20 protein-coding genes and 1 pseudogene are annotated in these 21,036 nt (G+C 59.7%); 4 read left to right on the top strand and 17 right to left on the bottom strand.

Translation table 11 applies throughout. The features are described 5' to 3' along the window. Window positions 1–91 precede the first annotated feature (91 nt). From IWY39_RS18115 to IWY39_RS18150, 8 genes and pseudogenes are all read right to left on the bottom strand, one after another. A complete protein-coding gene (locus tag IWY39_RS18115) occupies window positions 92–406 on the bottom strand; it encodes a cytochrome o ubiquinol oxidase subunit IV (RefSeq protein WP_107126040.1) in 315 nt (104 codons plus the stop codon). After that, window positions 403–1,029, bottom strand: a complete 627-nt coding sequence (locus IWY39_RS18120; protein ID WP_107126039.1) for a cytochrome c oxidase subunit 3 — start codon at window positions 1,027–1,029, stop codon at window positions 403–405. Before IWY39_RS18120 ends, IWY39_RS18115 begins: the two co-directional genes overlap by 4 nt. Beyond that, window positions 1,026–3,110 (bottom strand): cbb3-type cytochrome c oxidase subunit I, encoded by a 2,085-nt coding sequence (locus IWY39_RS18125; protein WP_107126038.1) that lies wholly within the window; start codon window positions 3,108–3,110, stop codon window positions 1,026–1,028. The genes IWY39_RS18120 and IWY39_RS18125 overlap by 4 nt, the downstream gene beginning before the upstream one ends. Further along, window positions 3,107–3,967 (bottom strand): cytochrome ubiquinol oxidase subunit II, encoded by an 861-nt coding sequence (locus tag IWY39_RS18130; protein WP_229380761.1) that lies wholly within the window; start codon window positions 3,965–3,967, stop codon window positions 3,107–3,109. Before IWY39_RS18130 ends, IWY39_RS18125 begins: the two co-directional genes overlap by 4 nt. Before the next feature lie 95 nt (window positions 3,968–4,062). Continuing rightward, window positions 4,063–5,003: pseudogene (locus tag IWY39_RS18135) on the bottom strand (cation diffusion facilitator family transporter); the annotation flags it as partial. A gap of 7 nt (window positions 5,004–5,010) precedes the next feature. Then, complete coding sequence (locus IWY39_RS18140) at window positions 5,011–5,571, bottom strand: DUF305 domain-containing protein (RefSeq protein WP_196871670.1); 561 nt, start codon at window positions 5,569–5,571, stop codon at window positions 5,011–5,013. Window positions 5,572–5,608: 37 nt separating this feature from the next. Then, window positions 5,609–7,981 carry a membrane-bound PQQ-dependent dehydrogenase, glucose/quinate/shikimate family gene (locus IWY39_RS18145; protein WP_107126037.1) on the bottom strand — a complete coding sequence of 791 codons (2,373 nt, stop codon included), beginning with the start codon at window positions 7,979–7,981 and terminating at the stop codon, window positions 5,609–5,611. 253 nt (window positions 7,982–8,234) lie between these two features. Continuing rightward, a protein-coding gene (locus IWY39_RS18150; protein WP_107126036.1) for an IS5 family transposase occupies window positions 8,235–8,992 on the bottom strand; the annotation gives its coding sequence in 2 pieces (ribosomal slippage) (window positions 8,235–8,659 and window positions 8,659–8,992; 759 coding nt in all). Window positions 8,993–9,410: 418 nt separating this feature from the next. On the opposite strand from IWY39_RS18150, the gene IWY39_RS18155 reads away from it, so the two are divergent. After that, window positions 9,411–9,743, top strand: a complete 333-nt coding sequence (locus IWY39_RS18155; RefSeq protein ID WP_107126035.1) for a polyhydroxyalkanoic acid system family protein — start codon at window positions 9,411–9,413, stop codon at window positions 9,741–9,743. A gap of 586 nt (window positions 9,744–10,329) precedes the next feature. Here IWY39_RS18155 and IWY39_RS18160 read toward each other — a convergent pair. Beyond that, window positions 10,330–10,584 carry a hypothetical protein gene (locus IWY39_RS18160; RefSeq protein ID WP_145223561.1) on the bottom strand — a complete coding sequence of 85 codons (255 nt, stop codon included), beginning with the start codon at window positions 10,582–10,584 and terminating at the stop codon, window positions 10,330–10,332. Between the two features lie 299 nt (window positions 10,585–10,883). On the opposite strand from IWY39_RS18160, the gene IWY39_RS18165 reads away from it, so the two are divergent. Further along, window positions 10,884–13,052 carry a prolyl oligopeptidase family serine peptidase gene (locus IWY39_RS18165; protein WP_181316835.1) on the top strand — a complete coding sequence of 723 codons (2,169 nt, stop codon included), beginning with the start codon at window positions 10,884–10,886 and terminating at the stop codon, window positions 13,050–13,052. Window positions 13,053–13,237: 185 nt separating this feature from the next. Here IWY39_RS18165 and IWY39_RS18170 read toward each other — a convergent pair whose 3' ends face one another. The 4 genes from IWY39_RS18170 to IWY39_RS18185 form a co-directional block, all read right to left on the bottom strand. Next, on the bottom strand, window positions 13,238–13,666 hold the full coding sequence (locus tag IWY39_RS18170; protein ID WP_107126033.1) for a MarR family transcriptional regulator: 429 nt from the start codon (window positions 13,664–13,666) through the stop codon (window positions 13,238–13,240). A 244-nt stretch (window positions 13,667–13,910) separates the two neighbouring features. After that, window positions 13,911–14,354 carry a hypothetical protein gene (locus tag IWY39_RS18175; RefSeq protein WP_107126032.1) on the bottom strand — a complete coding sequence of 148 codons (444 nt, stop codon included), beginning with the start codon at window positions 14,352–14,354 and terminating at the stop codon, window positions 13,911–13,913. Window positions 14,355–14,406: 52 nt separating this feature from the next. Beyond that, window positions 14,407–14,751, bottom strand: a complete 345-nt coding sequence (locus tag IWY39_RS18180) for a hypothetical protein (RefSeq protein ID WP_107126031.1) — start codon at window positions 14,749–14,751, stop codon at window positions 14,407–14,409. A gap of 66 nt (window positions 14,752–14,817) precedes the next feature. Then, a complete protein-coding gene (locus IWY39_RS18185; RefSeq protein ID WP_196871671.1) occupies window positions 14,818–15,417 on the bottom strand; it encodes a helix-turn-helix transcriptional regulator in 600 nt (199 codons plus the stop codon). A 913-nt stretch (window positions 15,418–16,330) separates the two neighbouring features. Between IWY39_RS18185 and IWY39_RS18190 the strand changes: the two genes are divergently transcribed. After that, window positions 16,331–17,221, top strand: coding sequence for a MucR family transcriptional regulator (locus tag IWY39_RS18190; protein WP_107126029.1), 891 nt, complete (start codon window positions 16,331–16,333; stop codon window positions 17,219–17,221). A gap of 158 nt (window positions 17,222–17,379) precedes the next feature. Here the strand turns inward: IWY39_RS18190 and IWY39_RS18195 are convergent, their stop codons facing one another. The 3 genes from IWY39_RS18195 to IWY39_RS18205 are packed head-to-tail and all read right to left on the bottom strand — an operon-like array spanning window position 17,380 to window position 19,464. After that, window positions 17,380–18,279 carry a sigma-70 family RNA polymerase sigma factor gene (locus tag IWY39_RS18195; RefSeq protein WP_107126028.1) on the bottom strand — a complete coding sequence of 300 codons (900 nt, stop codon included), beginning with the start codon at window positions 18,277–18,279 and terminating at the stop codon, window positions 17,380–17,382. Beyond that, window positions 18,266–18,706, bottom strand: coding sequence for a hypothetical protein (locus IWY39_RS18200; RefSeq protein WP_107126027.1), 441 nt, complete (start codon window positions 18,704–18,706; stop codon window positions 18,266–18,268). The genes IWY39_RS18195 and IWY39_RS18200 overlap by 14 nt, the downstream gene beginning before the upstream one ends. Then, a complete protein-coding gene (locus IWY39_RS18205) occupies window positions 18,703–19,464 on the bottom strand; it encodes an SDR family oxidoreductase (protein WP_107126026.1) in 762 nt (253 codons plus the stop codon). Before IWY39_RS18205 ends, IWY39_RS18200 begins: the two co-directional genes overlap by 4 nt. Window positions 19,465–19,635: 171 nt before the next feature. On the opposite strand from IWY39_RS18205, the gene IWY39_RS18210 reads away from it, so the two are divergent. Next, window positions 19,636–20,091 (top strand): carboxymuconolactone decarboxylase family protein, encoded by a 456-nt coding sequence (locus IWY39_RS18210; RefSeq protein WP_229380759.1) that lies wholly within the window; start codon window positions 19,636–19,638, stop codon window positions 20,089–20,091. Window positions 20,092–20,196: 105 nt separating this feature from the next. Here the strand turns inward: IWY39_RS18210 and IWY39_RS18215 are convergent, their stop codons facing one another. Then, complete coding sequence (locus IWY39_RS18215) at window positions 20,197–20,994, bottom strand: helix-turn-helix domain-containing protein (protein WP_107126025.1); 798 nt, start codon at window positions 20,992–20,994, stop codon at window positions 20,197–20,199. Window positions 20,995–21,036: the final 42 nt, after the last annotated feature.

Raw genomic sequence — 21,036 nt, forward strand, 5'->3', positions numbered from 1 at the left:
GCGTGTCATGGTCTTTCCCGTTTTTTTGGCACCGGCGAACGGCGCTTCACAGTCGATCAGGTTTCACCACGGCGCGATGGCGAGATGTGAATCACATCATCCGGTGGCGTAGATTAAGCAGCACGACCGAAGTACCCGCGACCATCAGCGCGATGATCAGCGTTGAGAACATAATCAGCTGAAGGTCTTCGCGTGCAGATTTCCGCAGGCTGACATGCAGGAAGCAGCGGAAATGGACCACGACTTGCAGCAGTGCGAGACCAAGGATGGTGCCGAGCGTCGTGGCGGCATTGAACGGTGCCCAGTGTACAAGAGCGAAGGAGCACACTGTCAGCACGAGCGCGGTGACGTAACCGATGCCATAAGTGACAATCTCGGCAGCCGGGCCGCTGTTGGGATCGCTCATCGTGCCAGCCCCTGAAGATAGACCAGCGAGAATATCGCGATCCAGACAATGTCGAGGAAGTGCCAAAACAGACCCAGGCGCAGCATGTTGATCTTTATCCGTGGATCGCGACCGAAGGCAGGAATTTGCACCATCATCACCACGATCCAAAGGCACCCGGCCAGGACGTGCACGCCGTGCAGCGATACCAGCGCAAAGAAGGACGATAGAAACCCACTCCGGCTTGGCACTGCGCCGTTGGCAATCATGGTCGCAAAATCATGGAGCTCCATTGCGAGAAAAACGAGGCCGAGGGCCAGCGTTACTGCAAGCAACGCCATGAGCGGACGGACCCCGCGCGAATGTTTCAGCGTAATCGACGCCATGCCGAAGGTGAGGCTGCTGGTGAGCAGGATGACCGTTTCGATAAAGGCTGGAACGATCTTATAGACGTCGGCAGGTTCCGGGCCCCAGGAGGTTCCAGCTAGCATCACGCCATATGTCGCAAACAGCAACGCAAAGATCACTGCGTCACTCATCAGGAATATCCAGAAGCCGAAAACGTCATGCCCGGCCTGCGCGTGCGTCGATGCGTCGGTCTCGCCGAGATTAAGTCCGGGATGGCCGGCCCGCCGCGCGCTCATGCCGGAATGTGCGCCAGGCCGCGGTTGACCGACATCGTTTCGAGCTCGCGCGGGCATGACGCAACCCCTGCCAATGTGTCGTGCCAATCCGTCTCGATCCGCGCGACTGCTTCGGCTGGGATTATGCGGTTTACGTCGCGGATGAAGCTGCGCGCGATTACCGTCGCGACCACCGCGATCGACCCCACCACGGCAAGCCACCAGATATGCCAGACGAGGGCAAAGGCTGTCGCAGCGCCGAGGCCGCCCAATATCGGACCCACGGCGCTGTTTCGGGGCATCTCGATGGATTTATAAGGCCCTGGCGCGAAATAGGGGTGATCCTTGCGCTTTCCGTCGAAGAACGGATCGCGCCCGGCGACATGGGGTATCACCGCAAAATTATACTCCGGCGGCGGCGCTGATACCGACCATTCGAGCCCGCGCCCGTCCCACGGATCACCCACCGGCACGCTGTTCGCGTCCCGCTGCCGCACGCTCACCCAAAGCTGCACAAACAACGTGACCAAAGCGGCAAGCAACATCAGCGCGCCGACTCCAGCGACATAGAGCCACGGCCGGAATGCGGGCTCCAGCACTTCGCTTGCGCGCCGCGTCATGCCAGCTGCCCCGAGCACGTAAAGCGGCATGAACGCCAGATAAAAACCTGCCACCCAGCATCCGAACGACACCCGGCCCCAGCGTTCGTCGAGCCGGAAGCCGAATGCTTTGGGGAACCAGTAGTGGTAGCCCGCGAGCAGGCCATACAGCAGTCCCGGGATCAGCATGTTGTGAAAGTGTGCGACCAGAAACAGTGTGTTGTGGACGAGATAGTCGAGTGGTGGGAACGCCAGGATGATGCCGGTCAATCCGCCGAGTACGAAGGTCATCATGAACGCCAGCGCATAGAGCATCGGCACGGTAAAGCGCACCTCGCCCCGGAACATCGTCCATATCCAGTTGTAGATTTTGACGCCCGTCGGCACGCCGATGGCCATGGTCGCGATGCCGAAGACAGCGTTGACGTTCGCACTCTGCCCCATGGTGAAGAAATGATGGACCCAGACCGTGAACGACAGCACTGAAATTGCGATCGTGGCGATCGCGAGGGACGTGTAGCCGTACAGCTCTTTGGACGAAAAGGTCGAGACCACTTCCGAATAAATGCCGAATGCCGGCAGGATCAGGACATAGACCTCGGGGTGCCCGAACAGCCAGAACAGGTTGGCGTAATTCATCATGTTGCCACCAAGGTCATTTGTGAAGAAATGAAACCCCAGATAGCGGTCGAGCGCGAGCAGCGCAGTCGCCACGGTCAGTGCCGGCATCGAGAAGATCATCAGGATGCTGGTGCACAGCGACGTCCACACGAACAACGGCATCCGCATCGCGGTCATACCCGGACAGCGTTTTTTGTAGATGGTCGTGACGGAGTTGAGCCCGGTCAGCGTCGATCCTATCGAGCCGAGCGTGATTGCCCAAATCCAGTAATCGGGACCAACGCCTGGATTGAAGGCGAGCTCGGTGAAGGGCGGATAGCCGCTCCACCCGCCGGTCGAGAAACGGCCAACGACTAGTGACGCCATCATCAGTGCAGCAGCACCGCCAGTCAGCCACAGGCTGATTGAATTGAGCAGCGGAAAGGATACGTCGCGCGCGCCGATCTGGAGCGGAAGAACATAATTGATGATGCCGGTCAGGAACGGCATCGCCATGAAAAAGATCATGATGGTGCCGTGCGTGCTGAACAATTGGGCGAAGTGCTCAGGATCAACGACGCCGGGAGCTTGTATGGCCGTCGCCTGCTGAACGCGCATAAGCACGGCTTCGGCAAGCGCACGTGACAGCATCACAAAGGATAGTAGCACATACATAATTCCGATCTTCTTGTGATCGAGGCTGGTGAACCACTCGCGCCACAGATATCGCCACTTTTCGAGCACGGTGATCATCGCCACGACCGCCACCGCGCCGACCACCACCAACGCCGCCGCACCCGCACCAATGAATTCGCTGAGCGACGGATTCTGCCAGGCGCGCACAAACGCCAGCGACTGCCAGTCGAGACCGCCGAGCAGAGCGGGCCGGATTCCGCCTGTCATCTCCGCGCCGCCGCTATCGACATCCGGCTGCGGTCAAGGATGCGACCGAACACGCCATCTGGGACTGCGGAATAATAGGCTGACTTGGGAAGCATCGACGGCTTGAACAAGTGGTCATAGACTGCTCCATCAAATGCGCTGGCCTGCGTTTGCATGCGCTCTACCCAATGCTGATAGTCTGCTGGCGGCAAAGCCACGACGTCGAACTTCTGTCGCGCAAAGCCTTGGCCATTATATTGCGAGTTCTCACCCCGGTAGACGCCGGGCTTGCTCGCCGCGAGGTTGAGTTCGGTCCGCATCCCCGCCATCGCATACACTTGGCCGGCGAGCCTTGGAACGAACAGCGATTGCATGACGGTGCCGCTGGTCAGCTCAATGCGGATCGGCCGCCCTGCCGGTATCGGCATGCGGTTGATTGTCGCGATATGCGCGTCGGGGTAGATGAATAGCCATTTCCAGTCGAGCGCGACTGCCTGGATAATCATGGGCGATTGGGAGGATGAAATGGCCCGATAGGGATCCAGCCGGTGGGTCGATCGCCACAGCAACATCCCAAGTCCGGCCACGATTGCGGTGGGCGGAATCCAGATCAAAAATTCGAGCGGCCAGGCAAAATTCCACTCGGGCCTGAACGCGCTTTCTGTGTTGGAACGGCGATAATGCCATGCGATGATCGGGGCGAGTAGCAGCACCGGCCCGCCGACGAATATCAGCACGATGGCGACCACCGTATAGAGATTCCATTCTGCTTCGGCGATGGGTCCTGCCGCATTCATCGCGCCGAGCTTAAACGCGGCGCAACCACCAAGGGCGAGAAGCGGGCCAGATGCCGCAATTCTGCGCGCCAACGTCATCATCGTCCGGCTCCGCGATTCTTGTCGGATTCGGATGAACCCACAGTGTACCGGGTCGACTCCTGTGCGCTGGCTTTCCTGTTCGCCCTTGCAGCCAGCGCATCCTCCGATCTTTCCGGCCTTATGTATATCGAAGATAATTCCGTGAATTCTTCGCGAAGGCGCGCCTCGATCCGCTCAATCAGCGCTTCGCCCTCACCCATTGTAAGCGCATCGTCGAAATCAGCGCTAATCGCGACGAACACGGAATCCGGGGCTGTGTGGATCGTGCGGACATGGTTCACTGCTGTCAACCCGGCGCTACCTGCAACGAGCGTTCGCACCCGTTCAACGACCTGCGGGTCCGCGCGTTCCCCCATAAGAAGACCCTTGGCTTCTCGCGCCAACAGCACGGCAACAGCAGCGAGAATGACCCCTATCACAATGGATGCAACGCCATCGATCCGCGGATCGCGCCAGGCATGGCTCGCCCACACACCGGCAGCCGCCACTAACAAGCCAGCGAGAGCCGCCGAATCTTCGAACAGGACGATGAACGCTGCCGGGTCCTTCAATTGCTTCACCGCCTCCCACAACCTAAATCGCCCTTGACGCTGGCAAATTCCTTGACTGCAACGGTCCACGATGTGCCCTCGAGCAGCATCGCGATGGCCAAAACGACATAGTTGACGGTGGGATCGCTAAGCGGCTCGGGCGCGCGAATATGCTGCCAGCCTTCATAGACCGAAATGCCCGCGCCAAGCGCGAAAATGAGGATCGCGACCACGAACGCCCAGAAATAAAGCTCCCGCCCATAGCCGAACGGATGCCGCATGTCCGACGGCCGCTTGGCGCGATGCTGGCCGTAGAGCAGGAGTATCTGATTGCCGCTGTCGACGAGAGAGTGAACACCTTCGGAGAGCATTGACGAGGATCCGGTAATTCCCGCAGCGAGGAACTTCGCGATCGCGATGCCGACATTTGCAACAAGCGCGCAAATCAGCACGATGTTGGCCCGAATGCTGCTGCGCACGCCTGTTTCGCTTGCCCTTTCGGTCATTTAGGCATCACTGGATCGGTGCTAGCGTGTCGATCCCCGTGCTGGCGTCCGTTTGTGGCGGAGGGGGTGGGACATCACGATCCCGGTAGGACGGCAGGTCGTTTGCTCCAGCTCCGGCCGGTTGTGCCTCCAATCTCGCGATCATCTGTTTCATTTCGGCGATTTCGCGGATCTGTGCATCGATGATGCCATCGGCGAGACGTCGCACTTGCGGATCCTTGATGTGAGCCCGTTCGCTGGTCATGATCGCAATGGAATGATGCGGGATCATCGCCTTCATATAGGCGACGTCAGACACGGTCTCCTGGCTGCGAACCAGCCAGAGCGATGCTAGGGCCACGATCACGCTGCCAATGACGATCCCGATGTTGAAGCGTCGATTGGGATACATCCCCCACATGAATGCGATCATCAGGACGGCCATCACGGACCCCATCAGCAGAGCCATCCACATGCGGGTCTGACTGAACAGGACGTGCCCGAACACATAGGTGTTCAAGTACATCAAACCGAACATCACGAGCGTCGAGACCGCGATCATCGCGGCGAAGCGCGTGTATGACATCATGCCGCTCCTTTCCTCGGACTATAGCATCGCAAATTGATCATCGCGGAAGCGCGTAGGCGACAAGGGCATCGCTAACCGGCGTCTCCATGAAATGATGACCGCCAGCCATGATGACCAGATATTCGCGCCCATCAGCCCCCTGATAGACCATCGGCGTAGCCTGACCGCCACCCGGCAACACGTCCTGCCACAAGGTCTTGCCCGTGCGCATGTCGATCGCGCGGATGAGATTATCGGTCGCGGCCGCGATGAAGATAACGCCACCTGCCGTCACGACCGATCCACCATTGTTGGGCGTGCCGATCGTCAGTGGTAGCATGGAAGGTATGCCGAACGGCCCATTGGTGCGCGCGGTACCTAGCGGTCGGTCCCAGATGGTTTTGCCCGTTGCCATGTCGATTGCGCGAATCCCACCGTAAGGAGGTTGCTTGCACAGCATGCCGGTGAATGGCAGCCGCCACCCGGCATTGACGTTGATCGCATAGGGTGTGTTGGCTTGCGGATCACCGGCCCCTTCGGCGCCGCCGATCTTGCCACGCGCCTGATCACGCGGCGCCCATCCACGCTTGTTGGCTTCGGCGCGGGGAACGAGCCGGACATAGTTCGGCATGTCGTTATAATTGGCGACAATGACGCCGCGCGCGGGGTCTACCGCAACGCCACCCCAATCGGTGCCGCCATTATAACCGGGATATTCGATCGAATGCCTCTCGCTGGTTGGGGGCGTGAAGAATCCCTTGTAACTGGCACTGCGGAACTGGATGCGGCATATCATCTGATCGATCGGGGACATGCCCCACATATCCCGCTCCGTCAGGTCGGGTTGCCGCAATGTATGCCATAGCGACACGGACTGTGTCTTCGCACGCTCAGCGGGCTCGACGCCGCCTCCTGGCGCCTTGATGGTCCCCACGGGAGTCAGTGGTCGGCCGGTTGCCCGATTGAGGATATAGATGTCGCCCTGTTTGGAAGGCAAAACAAGGGCGGGCACGCCCTTATAATCAACCAGCGTGGCCTGCGCCCCGAAGTCATAGTCCCACACGTCCTTCCGCACCGCTTGGAAGCGCCAGCGGGGCTTGCCCGTGGTGACGTCAAGCGCAACCAGTGAAGTAGCGAACTGATTTTCCTGAGGCCTACGCGAGCCGGAGAAATAGTCGGCAGACGCATTGCCCATGGGCAGATAGACCAGTCCAAGCTGCTCGTCCCCACTCGCCATCGTCCACATATTGGGTGTGCCACGTGCCCATTCCTGGCCGGCGGGCGGATAGCCGTCCCACTCGGGATGCATCATGTCCCACGCCCAGCGCAGCTTGCCCGTAACAACGTCGAATCCCTGGATTACGCCAGAGGGTGCCCAACGGTTCTGCCCATCCAGAATCTGATGCCCGACAACGAGAACGCCCTTGACGAGCGTCGGAGGCGAAGTGATCGAGACATAACCCGGAGGCGTTTTACCCATGCCGATCTTGGTGTCGGTCTGGCCGTTCGTTCCGAAATCGCTACAGGGTTTTCCGGTCCGTGCGTCGACGGCGATCAAGCGGGCGTCCAGCGTACCTTCGATAACGCGCGCTGCGCATGCGGCGTTGGATGACGCGCCCGTCGTGGTGGCGTAAACCACACCGCGGCATGCTGCAGTATAGGGGATGGCTTCGTCGGGAACTTGAGGATCGAACCTCCAGCGTTCCTTGCCGGTTACAGGGTCCAGTGCTATCATGATATTTTTGGGGGTGCACAGATACAGGGTGTTGCCGACCTTGAGCGGCGTCGTCTCTGCGCCATAGGTTCCCTCTGCGCGCGCCGAAGGCAAATCGCCGGTATGGAAAAGCCAGGCGCGTTCGAGTTTGCCGACATTGGCGGGGTTGATCTGGCTGAGCGCCGAATAGCGCCGCGCTGCGCCCGTACCGCCATAGGATGGCCAGTCGGCACCAGTTGCCTGCCCCGATGGATCGGCCATCGCATTGCTGCTGGCCGCTGGAAGCATGGCGACCGATCGCGGCCGCGTGCCCAGAAATGTAAACAATATAGCCGCGAGAACCACGGCACCAAACGCGCCAACCCCTGCAAAGCGCCAGCGATATCGCGTCTGCGTCAACGTCGGAATGATGAGGATCGTTGCGATCAGCAGCACTAGCGGTGCCACAACCCGCGGCACGAGTGCCCAGGCATTCCCTCCGACTTCCCAGAATGCCCAAAGCAAGGTGACAGCGAATATGGCGATATACAGCCATGCGCCTGTCACTCGCCCTCTGAAAAGAAGAACACCGGCCACGAGCATCGCCACGCCGGTTAGAAAATAATAGAGTGAACCGCCCAGAACAGCGAGCCAGATGCCACCGACAGCGAGAACTAATCCGATCAGACCAATCAGTGATCCTAGGATCGACGCTGGCCAGGAGCGTGGTCTAGTCATGTGCTGCCCTTCTTACGCGTTAGAGGCGTGGTCAGCAGCGCTGTCCGGAGCGAAAGCCCGATCCCATCAACTAAGTGTCAGCAGCACTGCTATACATTCCTGTCGACGAAAGTCATTTTTGGCGCGAAGGGCCAGGCATGGCCCGAGGGCCCGTGCTGGAGATGTTGGCGCGAACGCGGTTCTAATCCTTCCGACGATGAAAGGGAACGGGCGGGACTTGTGAAGGTTCCAGATTAGGCTCAGGACTCACTGATCACAGCCAGAAGAGCACGGTGGCGGCCAGTGCGAGTGCGGAGAAGTAGACGGTTGGGCAACGGTCATATCGCGTTGCCACGCGGCGCCAGTCCTTCAGACGGCCGAACATGATCTCGATGCGGTTCCGCCGTTTGTACCGCCGCTTGTCGTATTTGACGGGCAAAGAGCGAGATTTGCGGCCCGGAATGCACGGTTTGATGCCCTTTTGCTCCAGCGCATCCCTGAACCAGTCAGCGTCATAGCCACGGTCGGCCAGCATCCACTTGGCCTTGGGCAAATCGTCGAGCAAGGCCGCTGCACCGGTGTAATCGCTGACTTGGCCGGCCGTGATGAAGAAGCTCAAAGGTCGGCCGTTGGAATCGGTGACGGCGTGCAATTTCGTATTCATGCCGCCTTTGGTCCGTCCGATCAGACGCCCGAGATCCCCTTTTTTACCCCAAGGCTGGAAGCCGTGCGGTGGGCCTTGAGATAGGTTGCGTCGATCATGACGGTCTGCGGCTCGGCCCTCTGGGCGGACAGGCCTTCCATCATCCGCGTGAACATGCCCATTTCGCCCCACCGTTTCCAGCGGTTATACAATGTCTTGTGTGGCCCATATTCCCTGGGCGCATCCCGCCAGCGCAGCCCGTTCCGGTTGACGAAGATGATCCCGCTCAGTACCGGTTTGTCGTCGACCCGGGGCTTGCCGTGGCTCTTGGGAAAATATGGCAAAAGGCGCGCCATCTGCTCGTCCGTCAGCCAATACAGGTCGCTCATGCTCAATCTCCTCGCGGAGCCTGAATCACATCGCTCTCAGCCAATCAATGGGTCCTGAGCCTAATAGTGGCTTGTTCAGAGCTTTGGCATTTAAAGCAGCCCTTCGTCGCAGTGGGTCAGATAAACGATCAAGGGTTTTGAGGGCTGGGCCGGGTTGGGCTGAACGACCAGAAAAACAAAATCTGCTGATCGTGCGCTTTGAACGGTCCGATTAGAGGTTGCTCAACAAGGCGGGCCGTCGACTGCCAAAGACAAAGTGAATGACCGACGTTAGTTGCGGTCTGACGCCGCGCGAACGAGCCAGCACCAGAACCCGACGTTCGCCTATCGACCAAAATTTGCCTATTGAGCTTGGGTCATCACTGACGATTTCGGAAGGCAAAGCGGAACCACCAAGCGGGCGGCGCGTCGACCAAAAATGGCAGGACTAACGATCATTGAAATTCCGCATGATCTCGGCCGTGAAGAAGCAAGGCGCCGCATGGCGACAGGGATAGGCAAGCTCGCCTCCCACATTCCCGGCGGCGCGGCGACCGTCACCCATAGCTGGCCCAGCCAGGATCAATTATCGCTGACCGTCGCGACAATGGGCGTCGAAGTGCCCTGCACGGTTCATGCGCACGAAACTTCCCTGCACGTCACCGTGCAATTGCCGGCCTTGCTCAGCCTCATGTCAGCACCGATCAAGGCGATCACTCAACAACAGGGCGAGCGACTGCTGCTCGACAAGAAGCCCGATCAAACGGCCTGACTCGCGCCATAGCGCAGCCAGCCGTCATGTTCATATTCAGATGCGTCGTTGCCGCGCGTAAAGAAGCGCTGCGACAATAGCGGCTGACCCTATCCCGACTGCGGCACCCAAAAACTTCGCCGGGCCAGATAGGTGCACATCCTGTTCGCCTTCGCTCGAACCGGTTGTTGGATGATCTGCCTGTATGCCTTCGGCATGCGGCGCCGGGTGTGCGGGATAGGGTGCCCTGCTACCTGGGGGCACGGAAAGCCGATATGTCATATATTCTCTCCTCGAATGGATTTAACGCGCCGGTGACGGGGCGGTTGCGCTCGAACCCAGATCGTCCGGCGACAGGCACGCCAAATAAGACAGCCTGCACCGGCGACGGTCCGGTCTCGTCGTCGAGCGGCAAAATCGTACCGCCCCTGATCCTTATCTCCGCCCCTTCAGGCTGCGCCACAAAGTCGCGATGCTCGTCAGCACCGCTGCGATCCCAAGAAGAAATGATCCGTCGATTATCATCACTGCCGACTCCTTTCCTGACCTATATGTTCGCTATATGTTCCCATGTAGGAAAGAGAAATTTTTGTGATGTCCGGTTCCCTCACTCCTTTTCCAGATAGCGTACGCCTTCAGGTTGCTGACGATGTCGAGACCATGCTGACGGCACCCTATGACGATGAGCGGTTTTTAGGGGGTCTAAAGCGACAGCAGCTTGCTCATGGGCTATTATGATCAAGCCATGCAGTGTCGCTGGAAGGTGGCGCACGACGGCACCGGCATTGTCCGCTGCAAGAGCAATGTTGCCCAGGTCGAGTGGCCCATTGAATGGCTGACTGTCGCGATATTTGACGCCCATGTGTTGGAGCCTGGCCTGCCGCTAGACCGATGATACTAACTTCGCCCATGGACGCCTTCTCTTCTGCTATGATGTTTGGAAACATCATTTTGGCACAGTCGATGCCGTCGGGAGGGGGCAGCCACTCCATCACTGCTCAGCGCCAATCAACAGAACCCTGGCACTTGCCGATTCACAACGATGCTTTTTCGTAGGCGTACTCGACAGCGTCATCACCGCGTGTCATCACGTTGCGAACAAGATGGTCGCATCCTCAATAGCTGAGTCGCTCTATGGCTCAACCACGCAAGGAGGTATGGATGGACCGTCGTCATTTTTTGGGCGCAACCGCTGCACTTCTTGCTGCTGGAACTTCAAAGATGGCATGGGCCCAAGCCGACCGGCCGCCGCTCGCCAAAATCGTCAACATTGCTGACGGTCGCTTCGGCACGATCATTCCCGATCCGTATCGCTGGATGGAAAATCCCACCGATCCTGACTGGCTGCCTTGGATGAAGGCGCATGCCGCTTACGCGCGGCGGATGCTCGACGCCATGCCAGGACGGGACGCGCTTGCCCGTCGCATAGGCGAGCTTACCGGGGACCTCCCGGTCGCCAGCCGCGTCAAGCGCTCAGGAGAACGAACATTTTTAGAGTTCCGCCCCAGCGGGGCGAACGTTGCAAAGCTCTATTTGCTCGAAAGACCGGGAGGGGAGCAACGCCTGTTGATCGATCCCGAAGCGATCAAGGATGCCAGCGGCGCCCATACCAGCCTCGACTGGTGGAGCGTCTCTGATGATGGGTCGCTGATCGCTTATGGCATCTCGCCAGCTGGCTCCGAAGAATCGGTGATGCGGATTATGCGCGTTTCCGATACGTCGCATTTTCCTGAAACGATCGATCGCGCCCGGTTCGGCAATCCCAATTGGCTGCCCGATGGTTCCGGCTTCTTCTACGTGCGCTTGCGCGAAGGTGCGGTGAAGGGCTCTGCGGACTATTTCGCCAACGCCGTCGCATGGCTTCACAAGCTGGGCACCGATCTCAAGCAAGATGTACGCATCGCGGCGGGTGGTGACGTAGTGGACGGCTACACCATATTGCCGATCGATTTTCCGTTCATCGTCACCACGCCGGGGTCGGATATCGCGCTGCTCCTTCCCTACGGCGGCGTGCGCCGCGAAAATGCTCTGTTCGCAGCGCCACTGGCGCAGGTCATGACTGGGAACGCCAAGTGGCAGACGGTGGCGCGCATGGAGGATCAGGTCACCAGCTTCGCATTGCGCGGGAAAGACGTCTACCTGGTGCAGGAGAAGGGTGCGCCGCTTGGCCAGATCGTGAAGGTGAATGCCACAAATCCGGACTTGATCCTACCGCAGATAGTGGTGCCCGAAGGCAAGACTCCTATCGAGACGGCCGATACTGGGCTCGTCGCCACGAAAGACGGCGTGTATTTCGCACGGCAGAATGGCGGCCCTATGACGCTTCACCGGCTGGATCCGCAAGGCAATGTCACGAATATCACAATGCCGTTCGGCGCGGGCATCTACGGATTGTTCGGTTCTACCGAAGCAGACGGCGTGGATGTGCGCATGGCGGGTTGGGTGCAGCCGTTCGGCATCTATAGGTCAAACGCCGGTCGCGCACTTGTCGACACCGGATTAAGCCCAAGGCCTGCCTTCTCCACGGCCGACTATGAATCGACGCAGATCATGGCGACCTCACGCGACGGCACCCAGGTGCCAGTGTCCATCATCGCTAAGAAAGGTTTGCGCCGGGACGGGTCGGCACCGGCGCTTGGCCAATGCTATTCCAGCTATGGTATATCAGCAGCGCCAGTATTTTCGCCGCGCTACCTCGCGTTTCTCGAAAAGGGAGGCGTGATGTTCGAGGTGCACGCGCGCGGCGGCGGCGAGTTCGGCGCGCCGTGGTGGCGAGCTGGACAGAAGGCCAATAAGCCCAACACATGGCGAGACTTCATTGACGGCTGCGAAGCGGTGATTCGCAACGGTTGGACGTCTTCTGCCAAACTGACGATCATGGGCACGTCCGCAGGCGGCATCGCTGTCGGCAATGCCATGGCCGAGCGGCCTGACCTGTTTGCAGGTGCGATTGACAATGTCGGCTGGACCAATACCGCGCGAGCGGGCGTGGAGCAAAACTCCGCGCCGAATTTCCCGGAATTTGGCGATCCCTCCGACGAAGTTGAGTATCGTGGCCTCGTTGCCATGGATGCGATGTCGAAGATCAAGGACGGGGTCCGCTACCCGGCCGTGCTGGCGATGACGGGTATTACGGATCCGCGCGTGGCCCCTTGGCATGTCGCCAAATTCGCTGCACGATTGCAAAAGGCGTCGACAGGCGGTCCCGTCCTTCTGCGCGTCGACTTCGATGCGGGCCATGGTGTCGGCTCTACACGTCAGCAAGTCGATGCCCAGTTCGCCGACGTCTTTGCCTTTGTACTCAACAACGCGGGTGCACATGCGGGCTGAGCCAGTGGGTAGGCATCCGCATGAGAGCGCTTGCCCGCCAAAAATCGGCTCAGGGCAATGGTAGCCGCGAGACACAAGTGCTAATCGAGCACCCATTGCAAGATTTTTTCCATAAACACAACAGCACACTCTGTGTGGTGTGCCCAATCGGAGCTGTTCAGGCCAAGGTGCACGGAGCGCAACAGCTAATCTTGGGAAGACAGAGCGCCGCTCGCAGGAAGATGCCGGGGTCCCGGCGGGACCGACGCTGAAAGCGGTTCACCGGCGTAAATCTGCGCCAGTCGATCGAGCAGCCCTTCGACTGCCGCGCGGCCTTCAGGCGTTAGGCACACCTGAATTCGGCGCCGGTCCCGGCCGGTTTTTTCGCGGATTACCATTCCTTCCTGTTCCATCGTTTCCATCTTGCGAAGAGCTGTGGAAATCGGGACGTGCGCGAACATGCAGAGCGACCATGAATAGACAGGTCGCCGTTCATGCGTGGTGACGAACAGCTCCAGCAGCATGTCAAGGATAGGGCTGGGACACATGCCATAGCCCAGCCGATCGCCCACGATTTTGCGGCACGCGATCAGTCTGTGGCACATCTCCAAACGAGTGCGCGTCAGTTGCGGCATCGATCTTACTCCTATCGTCAAAGTTCGAAGACGCATCCTGGCTCCGGCGATCCTGACGCGTTTGCTCCAGGGCGTGGCAATGTCACCCTCGCATCGAGTCATGGAGGCCTTGGACCAAAACCGATGGATGCAAGACGCCTCGACAGATGTGCGCGCCCTTTCGCGCCTTGGGTCATAAAATCTGCTGGCCCGGTCGCGGCTCAATTACTCGGCGACGGCTAATCTGGCCATCGACAAGCGATGGTCAATCTACTCGCCAAGCCGCATCGGTACCATTTCGCCGCAGGCGGTTCCGATGTCGCCACGTCGCCGCAATCAAAATCGTCTGGATTGCCCAACTCCACAGACCAGCAGCATCGACATAGGCTTGCGGTACGACATGGGGAACCATCGCTCGCGTGATGTGAACGATCGTCTCCGCCCCAAGAATGCCTGCAATCCAAATCGGCCAGAATCGGGTGCTGCGAAACGACAAAGCCAGAAAAATGCCGACCATGACCAGATCCACCGCCAATATACCGGCTTCGAATTCGTGAAAGCGCAGCGGTGCATGATGGGCACTGGCGACGCTCGCCATGACGCCGAGAACAAGGGTGGCCGCCGCGATCTGTTCAGGCCGGCCACCCCGTGTAACGGCATAGAGCGTGCTCAGGATCAAAAGACACACGAAGATCATTTGCCTGGTCATCACCCACTGAAACAGAACATGTTTCGTTTCGTCAATAAATTAGCGACGACGATCAGGCCGCGAGACGGTGAACGTCGGCGACGCTCTGGCGGTTCTCGGCGACTTTGAACACGTCGCCATAGGCCTGCTGGCCAAGGCCGATATCGTCGCTGACCTGCTTGAGCATGTCGTGCGTGATGACGATCTTGTTGCGCGTCTTTGCGACCAGGACGATCGCATCTGCCGATGTTCGAAAGGCATCCTGGCCGATCGAAGCCGCGAGCCGGCCATCGAGCCGAGCCAGGGGCAAGGCGGCGTTCAGTTCTGCAATCCGCGCGGCGGCCAGATCCAGTGCTTCCTCGGCAGCGTAGAGGCGCTGTGCGATGGAATGGGCTATGGCGAGACGGTGTTTGGGCATGAGTGTTCCTTTCCTGCGTCCCCTGAGGGGCCGCATGGTCGAATGATCCGGAATGTGGAATGCTCTCTAGTCGCGGGCTAAGCTGCCCAGCGACGACAGAAGCGAAGCGGCCGAGCCAACGGAAACCAAGGACCAGGCGCTCAGAACCGCAAAGGCGATCAAAAGATAATATCGGTTCAGGTCATTGCTCTGCCTCCTGGAAGTGCGGAGAGGCAGCAGGTTGAGCAGGGTTGGCATCTCGCTGGTGAGCAGTTGAACCCGCTTTCCCAGAGTGGTGCTCCGATCCATTTCAGACTGTGCGTCCGCATCGTTGTCGCTAGGCCCAGATGGCGCAATTACGGAACGTGGAGACAGTCCGATTGATTGACTACCCAAATTTTGGGGGGGTAATCCGGCAGCCGCTACGGCCTCATCAACCGAGCGAATGATCCTGGCGACATCGAACCTGTCCATGTCCCCGAACATGGCCCGAACCGTCTTCACATGTTTGTCCACTGTATTGGGCGCGATTCCCAGCTCCTTACCGATCTTCTTGGAAGTGAGGTTTTCAGCGACGAGGGCCATGCATTCACGCTGCCGATCAGTCAGTTGTGCGACGGCGGCGCGATAGGGCTCCAGTTCAGCGGGGATGTTTTGCTCTGGCACGGTGATGCGACCCTTCACCATGGCGGACCGTCGAGGCATACTTACAGGTGGGACGGTCAACCCGTTGCGATGAGAAACTAGTGTCTTCAAATTGAAATGTGAAAGCAACTGCTGCCCAAGTGTCTGCGGCGGAGAGTGACATTTCGGCAACGAGTTGAGGGATCATGCTTGCTCAGGCGGCTAACGACGAGGCCTCCTGTCTGTCCTGCCAAGCTGGAGCGATAGGAGAGGAGGGGGAAGCATAGGTGGCGCTTTTCTGACGCAATTTTTCCCTCCTTTCGGAATGGATCATAACCATGGCCGAATCCACGCCGTTTGCTCTGGCAGATTGCCAGTATCCCAGTGTGCCGTCTCTTCCATAATCGGGAAGTGGTTTTGGCAAAGAAGATGCAGGCTTATATATGGCGAATCTCCCCGAGCCATCCTGCGATTCTTCCGATCGTAGCTCTGAGCAGACTTGTTTTCAGTTGTAGCGACCCGGCCCAGCATCCCGCTTCCAGCTATAGGGTCAGGTCTCGCGCGCCGGACCTTGGGGAACCAACGCCTGGTTTACCCGCTGCCTTTCGCGCGATAGGTAAAATGGATACTCTCCCCGGGGGCGTTTTGATCCTCTGAGCGCATCACCATGTTCCGCCCGGCAAGATCGCCCGTCGATTCGGGATAACCCGCAGCCGAGTGCACAATACTCTTCGCGTCGCCATTTCCACCGTTGCGGCGGCGCGGAACAGGCGGAGACATGACAATTGACCTTGATCTTGCGGGCAAGGCCATCGTCCACCGCCTGGGTGTCCACTGACCCAACGGGCGGGGAATGTGGCGATGCCCGGCCAACCTTGATAAGACGCCAAGCCCGTCGGTGAGGACAGGGCATTTACAATTTCTTCCTGCACGCGCAGTATCTGTTTTCGTTCTTACAGATCACAGGTTCGCATAAATGGTCGATGAAACACCCAATGAATTTACAACACTCACCGTCCAGCTACTGAGTGCCTTTGTCTCCAACAATACGGTTCCCGCCGACGGTCTGGCTGATTTGATCAAGTCGACCCGTGCGGCATTGGCCGCCAATTTAGTCGCGAGCGAGGCCGAGCCGGAAGCAATAGTCTCTGTGCCCGCCGTGTCGATCCGTAGAAGCATTGCTTCGCGCGATTTCATTCTGAGCCTGATCGACGGAAAGCCCTATAAGACATTGAAGCGGCATCTGGCTCATCATGGTTTGACGCCTGACCAGTATCGCGATCGGTTCAATCTGCCCAGGTCCTATCCTATGGTCGCCCCGGCCTATTCTGATGCTCGGCGAGCCGTCGCAGAAAAGCTTGGTCTGGGTAGAAAGCCCGCGAAGATTGCCAAGAACGGCGCCGATGGCGCTTTGCCGAAGGACGCGGCTTCGAAGATCAACTCAGTTCCCTCTGGCATGAAGGACGCTGCTGAAACGGTCGGTGTAGGCGCAAAGGCAGGTAAGTCAGCTGGGGCAAAGACGGCATCAAAGACGACGAAGATGGCTGCTCCGGAGACTGCCTCGGCCAAGCCGGGAAAAATGGAACCATCGGCAGTCAAGAAAACATCGCGAAACCGTTTGTCGATGGCTACACCAACGGACGATAAGCAAGCGCCAGCGCCCAAAGCTGGCAGGAAAGCTGAAACGGTTTCACCAGGGGAAGAGGCTGAAACGATCAAGCCAAAGAGGACCAGGAAAGCTCCAAGCTCACAGAAGGTGGCCACGAAAGCGGCAAAACCGAAACCGGCGGTGCCGGCCGTGCAAGCAAGCACTGCGCCCGTCACGGAAAGTGGCGAATTGAGGCAAGCCGTAGCTGGGAAGGCGTGAACGAATAGAGCGCGGCGCCGTGCGCGCCGCGCTTCGCTAATTTGCAGATGCTTCAGCGGCATCCGGAAATTTCGACCCTTAGAAGCTATCCAAAAGTCGACTTTGCTTCCTGGGTGCCGACAGCCCGTTTTCGGCAGGTCGCGACCAGTTCACGACCTTTAGTGGCCGTGCTGTGGAGGACCGTCTGTGCCGAAAGCTCCCACCAGATGACGGAGCTTGTCGGGATTACGAACTATATAGATCGCTGCGATGCGGCCATCGCGCACGTCGAGCGCGGTGGTCTGCAGCACGTCGCCACGATCGATACTGATGTAGCCGGGCAGGCCGTTGATCGTGGCTGTCCGCAGGAGCGTGGGCGCTGAACTGTATTTCCGATGCAGCCCGGCGAACAGGCGAAGCGCTCGCTCGATGCCACGCACCACATTGCGGAAGGCAATCACCTTACCGCCGCCATCGGAATGAATTTCGACATCCCGTGTCAGCAGTGCAGACAATGCGACTATGTCACCGTCGCGGGCAGCAGCGAAGAAGGCGCGCGCGATCCTATCGGCCTCAGTTGCCTCAACCGTGAAACGCGGTCGCGCATGCTGGACGTGCCTGCGTGCGCGCGAGGCAAGCTGCCGGACGGCGGCAGGCTCGCGGCCCAATGTCGTCGCGACGTCGGTGAGCGCCATGTCGAACACATCGTGAAGCAGGAAAGCGGCACGCTCCAGGGGAGACAGGCGCTCCATCGCGAGCATCAGTGTGAGCGTCACGTCGTCGGCGATCGTCTCCCCTTCCTCAGTCGTCCCCATCAACGGTTCAGGCAGCCAGGCACCGACATAAGTCTCCCGACGCACGCGGGCGGACTTGAGCTGATCGAGGCAAAGCCGAGTGACGATGCGAGTCAGATAGGCTGCCGGCGTGTCAACGCTCTGCGTCGTTGTCGCCCAACGCAGCCACGCGTCCTGCAAGATATCTTCCGCCTCGCTGAGTGAACCAAGCATTCGATAGCCAAGACGCAACAGCCTTGGTCGCTCAGTTTCAAAATCGGCGAGACGTTCGTCACTGTGCAGCAAGACTGTTCCCCGCCGAATGTGTTCGGCGACTGCGCTTGGCGTCGCGCCACGCCCAGAGGGCAAGAACGGTCGTCAATATAGCCGGTAATGTCACCGCAGGAAAATCCTGGGCCAATGCATTAGGACCGCAGATGCCGACCGCCACTTCCCAGAAATGGAACAGCGCATGTCCCGCAAGCCAGAGCGCGGCGGCGGACCACAGAGAAACGCGTGCCACGGGCCGGAAGACACCCGCGAGCATCGCGATTGCGACGAGCAAGAAGATCAGGCCTATGTCGCGCACAAAATGCTGGTTGAACGGACCGGTGGTGGTGACCCCGGGCACGGCGAAATACCGGTTTGCTGGTGAGATCAGCATAAACGCGCCGTTTACAGCGGATGCGAGACCAAGGACTGTGGCAAGTGTCAGCGGAAGGTGCCGGCTCATACGAGGCTCTCCTGCGCTTGAGCGGCAAGCCACTGATCGAAGTGCGTTGGCGCGATCCTTGGATTTTCGTCCGGAACCAGCGAGCGGTCGTCGGCGGCCACGCCGAAATAGTCATGATCGGCGGTGACGCTGATCCGGCGCGGATCGTCGCGTGCCCCGAGCCAGCTGGCGGTAAACTCGGCCAGCGGCGCGCGCTCCGGTCCTGCCACTTCGATGATGCCGCCGACCGGGGCGGCTGTGGCGATCTCGGCAAGAAGGGCCGAGACATCCGCTGCGGCGACCGGCTGGAGCGCGATGCCCGGCAGGTACACTATATTGTCCCGTGTGTAGCCATCCGCGATGGTGGATAGGAACTCGAAGAACTGCGTGGCGCGCACGATCGTGTACGGCATGCCGCTGCCGGCAATCAGGTGCTCCTGTGCCAGCTTGGCGCGAAAATAACCCGATGCCTGAAGGCGATCGGTCCCCACGACCGAAAGTGCGATGACGTGACGCACTCCCGTGTCGCGCGCTGCTTTCAGCAAGTTGGTTGTCGTGCCACGAAAGAAGGCGAGAGCAGCCTCGTCCTCGAAGGACGGGGCATTACTGACATCGACCACGACGGCGGCATCATTCAGCGCTTGTGCCAGGCCGGCGCCGGTCAGCACGTCGATGCCGGTGCTCGGTGAAGCGGCGACTACCTCATGACCCTCGGCCCGCAGCAGTCCGACGAGGGGTCGACCGATCAGTCCGGTGCCGCCGATAATAACGATCTTCATGTCACTGTCTCCGATGCAAGTGTCTGCCTGCATGACGAGATGGCCGCCTCCGGTGTGACATGAAACGACGGCGGGAACGAAAAATATCTGCGCCATAATGTCACGATGCACCGGCGTACCTCGTCAAGTCAGCGAGCGCCGATGCTCGGCGCCGATTACGAGGAAAGCAGCATGACCGAGATGAAGCGTTTGAACTGGTCGGAAATCGCGCCCGAGGGCGCCAAGGCTCTGTTCGGTATCCATCATTATGTGACCAGGAAGACAGCCCTTCCTGAAGAGCTGATCCATCTGGTGTTTCTACGAGTGTCGCAAATCAACGGCTGCGCCCATTGCATCGATATGCATACGCGCGACCTGCTCAAGACCATGGCGATCGACAAGGTTACCCTCGTCCCCGTCTGGGCGGAGGTGCCGCACCTGTTTTCTGACCAGTATCGAGCAGCGTTGGCCTGGGCGGAGGAAGTGACGAATGTTAGCACGACCCATACTTCGGACGAAGCCTATGCCGCCGCCGCGGCCGTTTTTGCTGAAAAGGACTTGGTCGATCTCACGCTAGTGATCGCAGCAATGAACGCGTTCAATCGCCTCGGCGCGCCATTTCGCCTGCCGGTCGCCGCGAAGCCATAGGATCGTAAGAGGGGGAGCATGCCCTTGCTTCCCCTTTCGACAGCACGCGACCAATTTAAGCCGTGCAAGGCACGATCGCAGACCAACCGCATCGGATCAAAGCGGTCATGCCCGCTCACCTGTCGGCGACAACGCCAGTCGGGTCGCGTTGTCCGCAGGATAGAAGCATTCGAGCGTCAATTCGGCGAGCGTTACGTCGGTGGCGCTCCCGAAGACAGTCGTCGTGGAGATAAAGCTGAGGTTCTGGTTACTATCGGCACCACGCAGAATCAGAGGCACCGCGATGCGTCCGCCAGGCCCGGGAGGATGGCGGCTTGCCGGGGTGGGCAAGGCGCGAAGTTCGGCGTGGAGCGCGGCCAGCACCGGATCGCCGGCGCGCTCAGCCTCGTCGCGCAGCCGGGTCAGTACATGATGCCGCCACTCCGGCAGGTTGACGATGCGGGGGGCCAGTCCCCCGGGATGAAGGCTGGCGCGCAGCACGTTCACCGGCGGATCGAGAAGGGTGGGCGCTACATCCGTCAGCAACGAGCCGGCGGCTTCGTTCGCCAGTACGAGGTTCCAGTGCCGGTCGACTGCCAGTGCCGGATACGGCATGTGCCCGCGCAGCACGGCATCGACGGCCTGCCGTGCCACCGCCATGTCGGGCTCGTTGATCGAACGCTCCGAATAGATCGGCGCGTATCCGCCCGCCAGCAGCAGTCTGTTCCGCTCGCGCAGCGGTAGCGCCCGCGGCTCGGCAAGGCGGAGCAACAGGTCGCGGCTCGGCGCGGCGCGGCCGCTCTCGACGAAACTGAGGTGCCGGGTGGAGACCTGCGCCTCCCCGGCGAGGTCGAGCTGGCTCAGCTGACGCCGCCCCCGCCAGTCGCGCAATATGTCCCCAACATTTTCAAGCCGCGTTGCCATGGGGCCGTCTCCTATCATCCGGCTGTGTCGATGCCATTACCC

It is taken from the genome of Sphingobium sp. JAI105 (assembly GCF_015752145.1).
Taxonomy (GTDB): Bacteria; Pseudomonadota; Alphaproteobacteria; order Sphingomonadales; family Sphingomonadaceae; genus Sphingobium; species Sphingobium xenophagum.

Bases quoted from the DNA above. Each gene is read 5' to 3' on its own strand.
- IWY39_RS18115 (WP_107126040.1), bottom strand. From the start codon at position 406: ATGAGCGATCCCAACAGCGGCCCGGCTGCCGAGATTGTCACTTATGGC.
- IWY39_RS18120 (WP_107126039.1), bottom strand. From the start codon at position 1,029: ATGAGCGCGCGGCGGGCCGGCCATCCCGGACTTAATCTCGGCGAGACC.
- IWY39_RS18125 (WP_107126038.1), bottom strand. From the start codon at position 3,110: ATGACAGGCGGAATCCGGCCCGCTCTGCTCGGCGGTCTCGACTGGCAG.
- IWY39_RS18130 (WP_229380761.1), bottom strand. From the start codon at position 3,967: ATGATGACGTTGGCGCGCAGAATTGCGGCATCTGGCCCGCTTCTCGCC.
- IWY39_RS18140 (WP_196871670.1), bottom strand. From the start codon at position 5,571: ATGATGTCATACACGCGCTTCGCCGCGATGATCGCGGTCTCGACGCTC.
- IWY39_RS18145 (WP_107126037.1), bottom strand. From the start codon at position 7,981: ATGACTAGACCACGCTCCTGGCCAGCGTCGATCCTAGGATCACTGATT.
- IWY39_RS18155 (WP_107126035.1), top strand. From the start codon at position 9,411: ATGGCAGGACTAACGATCATTGAAATTCCGCATGATCTCGGCCGTGAA.
- IWY39_RS18160 (WP_145223561.1), bottom strand. From the start codon at position 10,584: ATGGGCGTCAAATATCGCGACAGTCAGCCATTCAATGGGCCACTCGAC.
- IWY39_RS18165 (WP_181316835.1), top strand. From the start codon at position 10,884: ATGGACCGTCGTCATTTTTTGGGCGCAACCGCTGCACTTCTTGCTGCT.
- IWY39_RS18170 (WP_107126033.1), bottom strand. From the start codon at position 13,666: ATGCCGCAACTGACGCGCACTCGTTTGGAGATGTGCCACAGACTGATC.
- IWY39_RS18175 (WP_107126032.1), bottom strand. From the start codon at position 14,354: ATGACCAGGCAAATGATCTTCGTGTGTCTTTTGATCCTGAGCACGCTC.
- IWY39_RS18180 (WP_107126031.1), bottom strand. From the start codon at position 14,751: ATGCCCAAACACCGTCTCGCCATAGCCCATTCCATCGCACAGCGCCTC.
- IWY39_RS18185 (WP_196871671.1), bottom strand. From the start codon at position 15,417: ATGGTGAAGGGTCGCATCACCGTGCCAGAGCAAAACATCCCCGCTGAA.
- IWY39_RS18190 (WP_107126029.1), top strand. From the start codon at position 16,331: ATGGTCGATGAAACACCCAATGAATTTACAACACTCACCGTCCAGCTA.
- IWY39_RS18200 (WP_107126027.1), bottom strand. From the start codon at position 18,706: ATGAGCCGGCACCTTCCGCTGACACTTGCCACAGTCCTTGGTCTCGCA.
- IWY39_RS18205 (WP_107126026.1), bottom strand. From the start codon at position 19,464: ATGAAGATCGTTATTATCGGCGGCACCGGACTGATCGGTCGACCCCTC.
- IWY39_RS18210 (WP_229380759.1), top strand. From the start codon at position 19,636: ATGACCGAGATGAAGCGTTTGAACTGGTCGGAAATCGCGCCCGAGGGC.
- IWY39_RS18215 (WP_107126025.1), bottom strand. From the start codon at position 20,994: ATGGCAACGCGGCTTGAAAATGTTGGGGACATATTGCGCGACTGGCGG.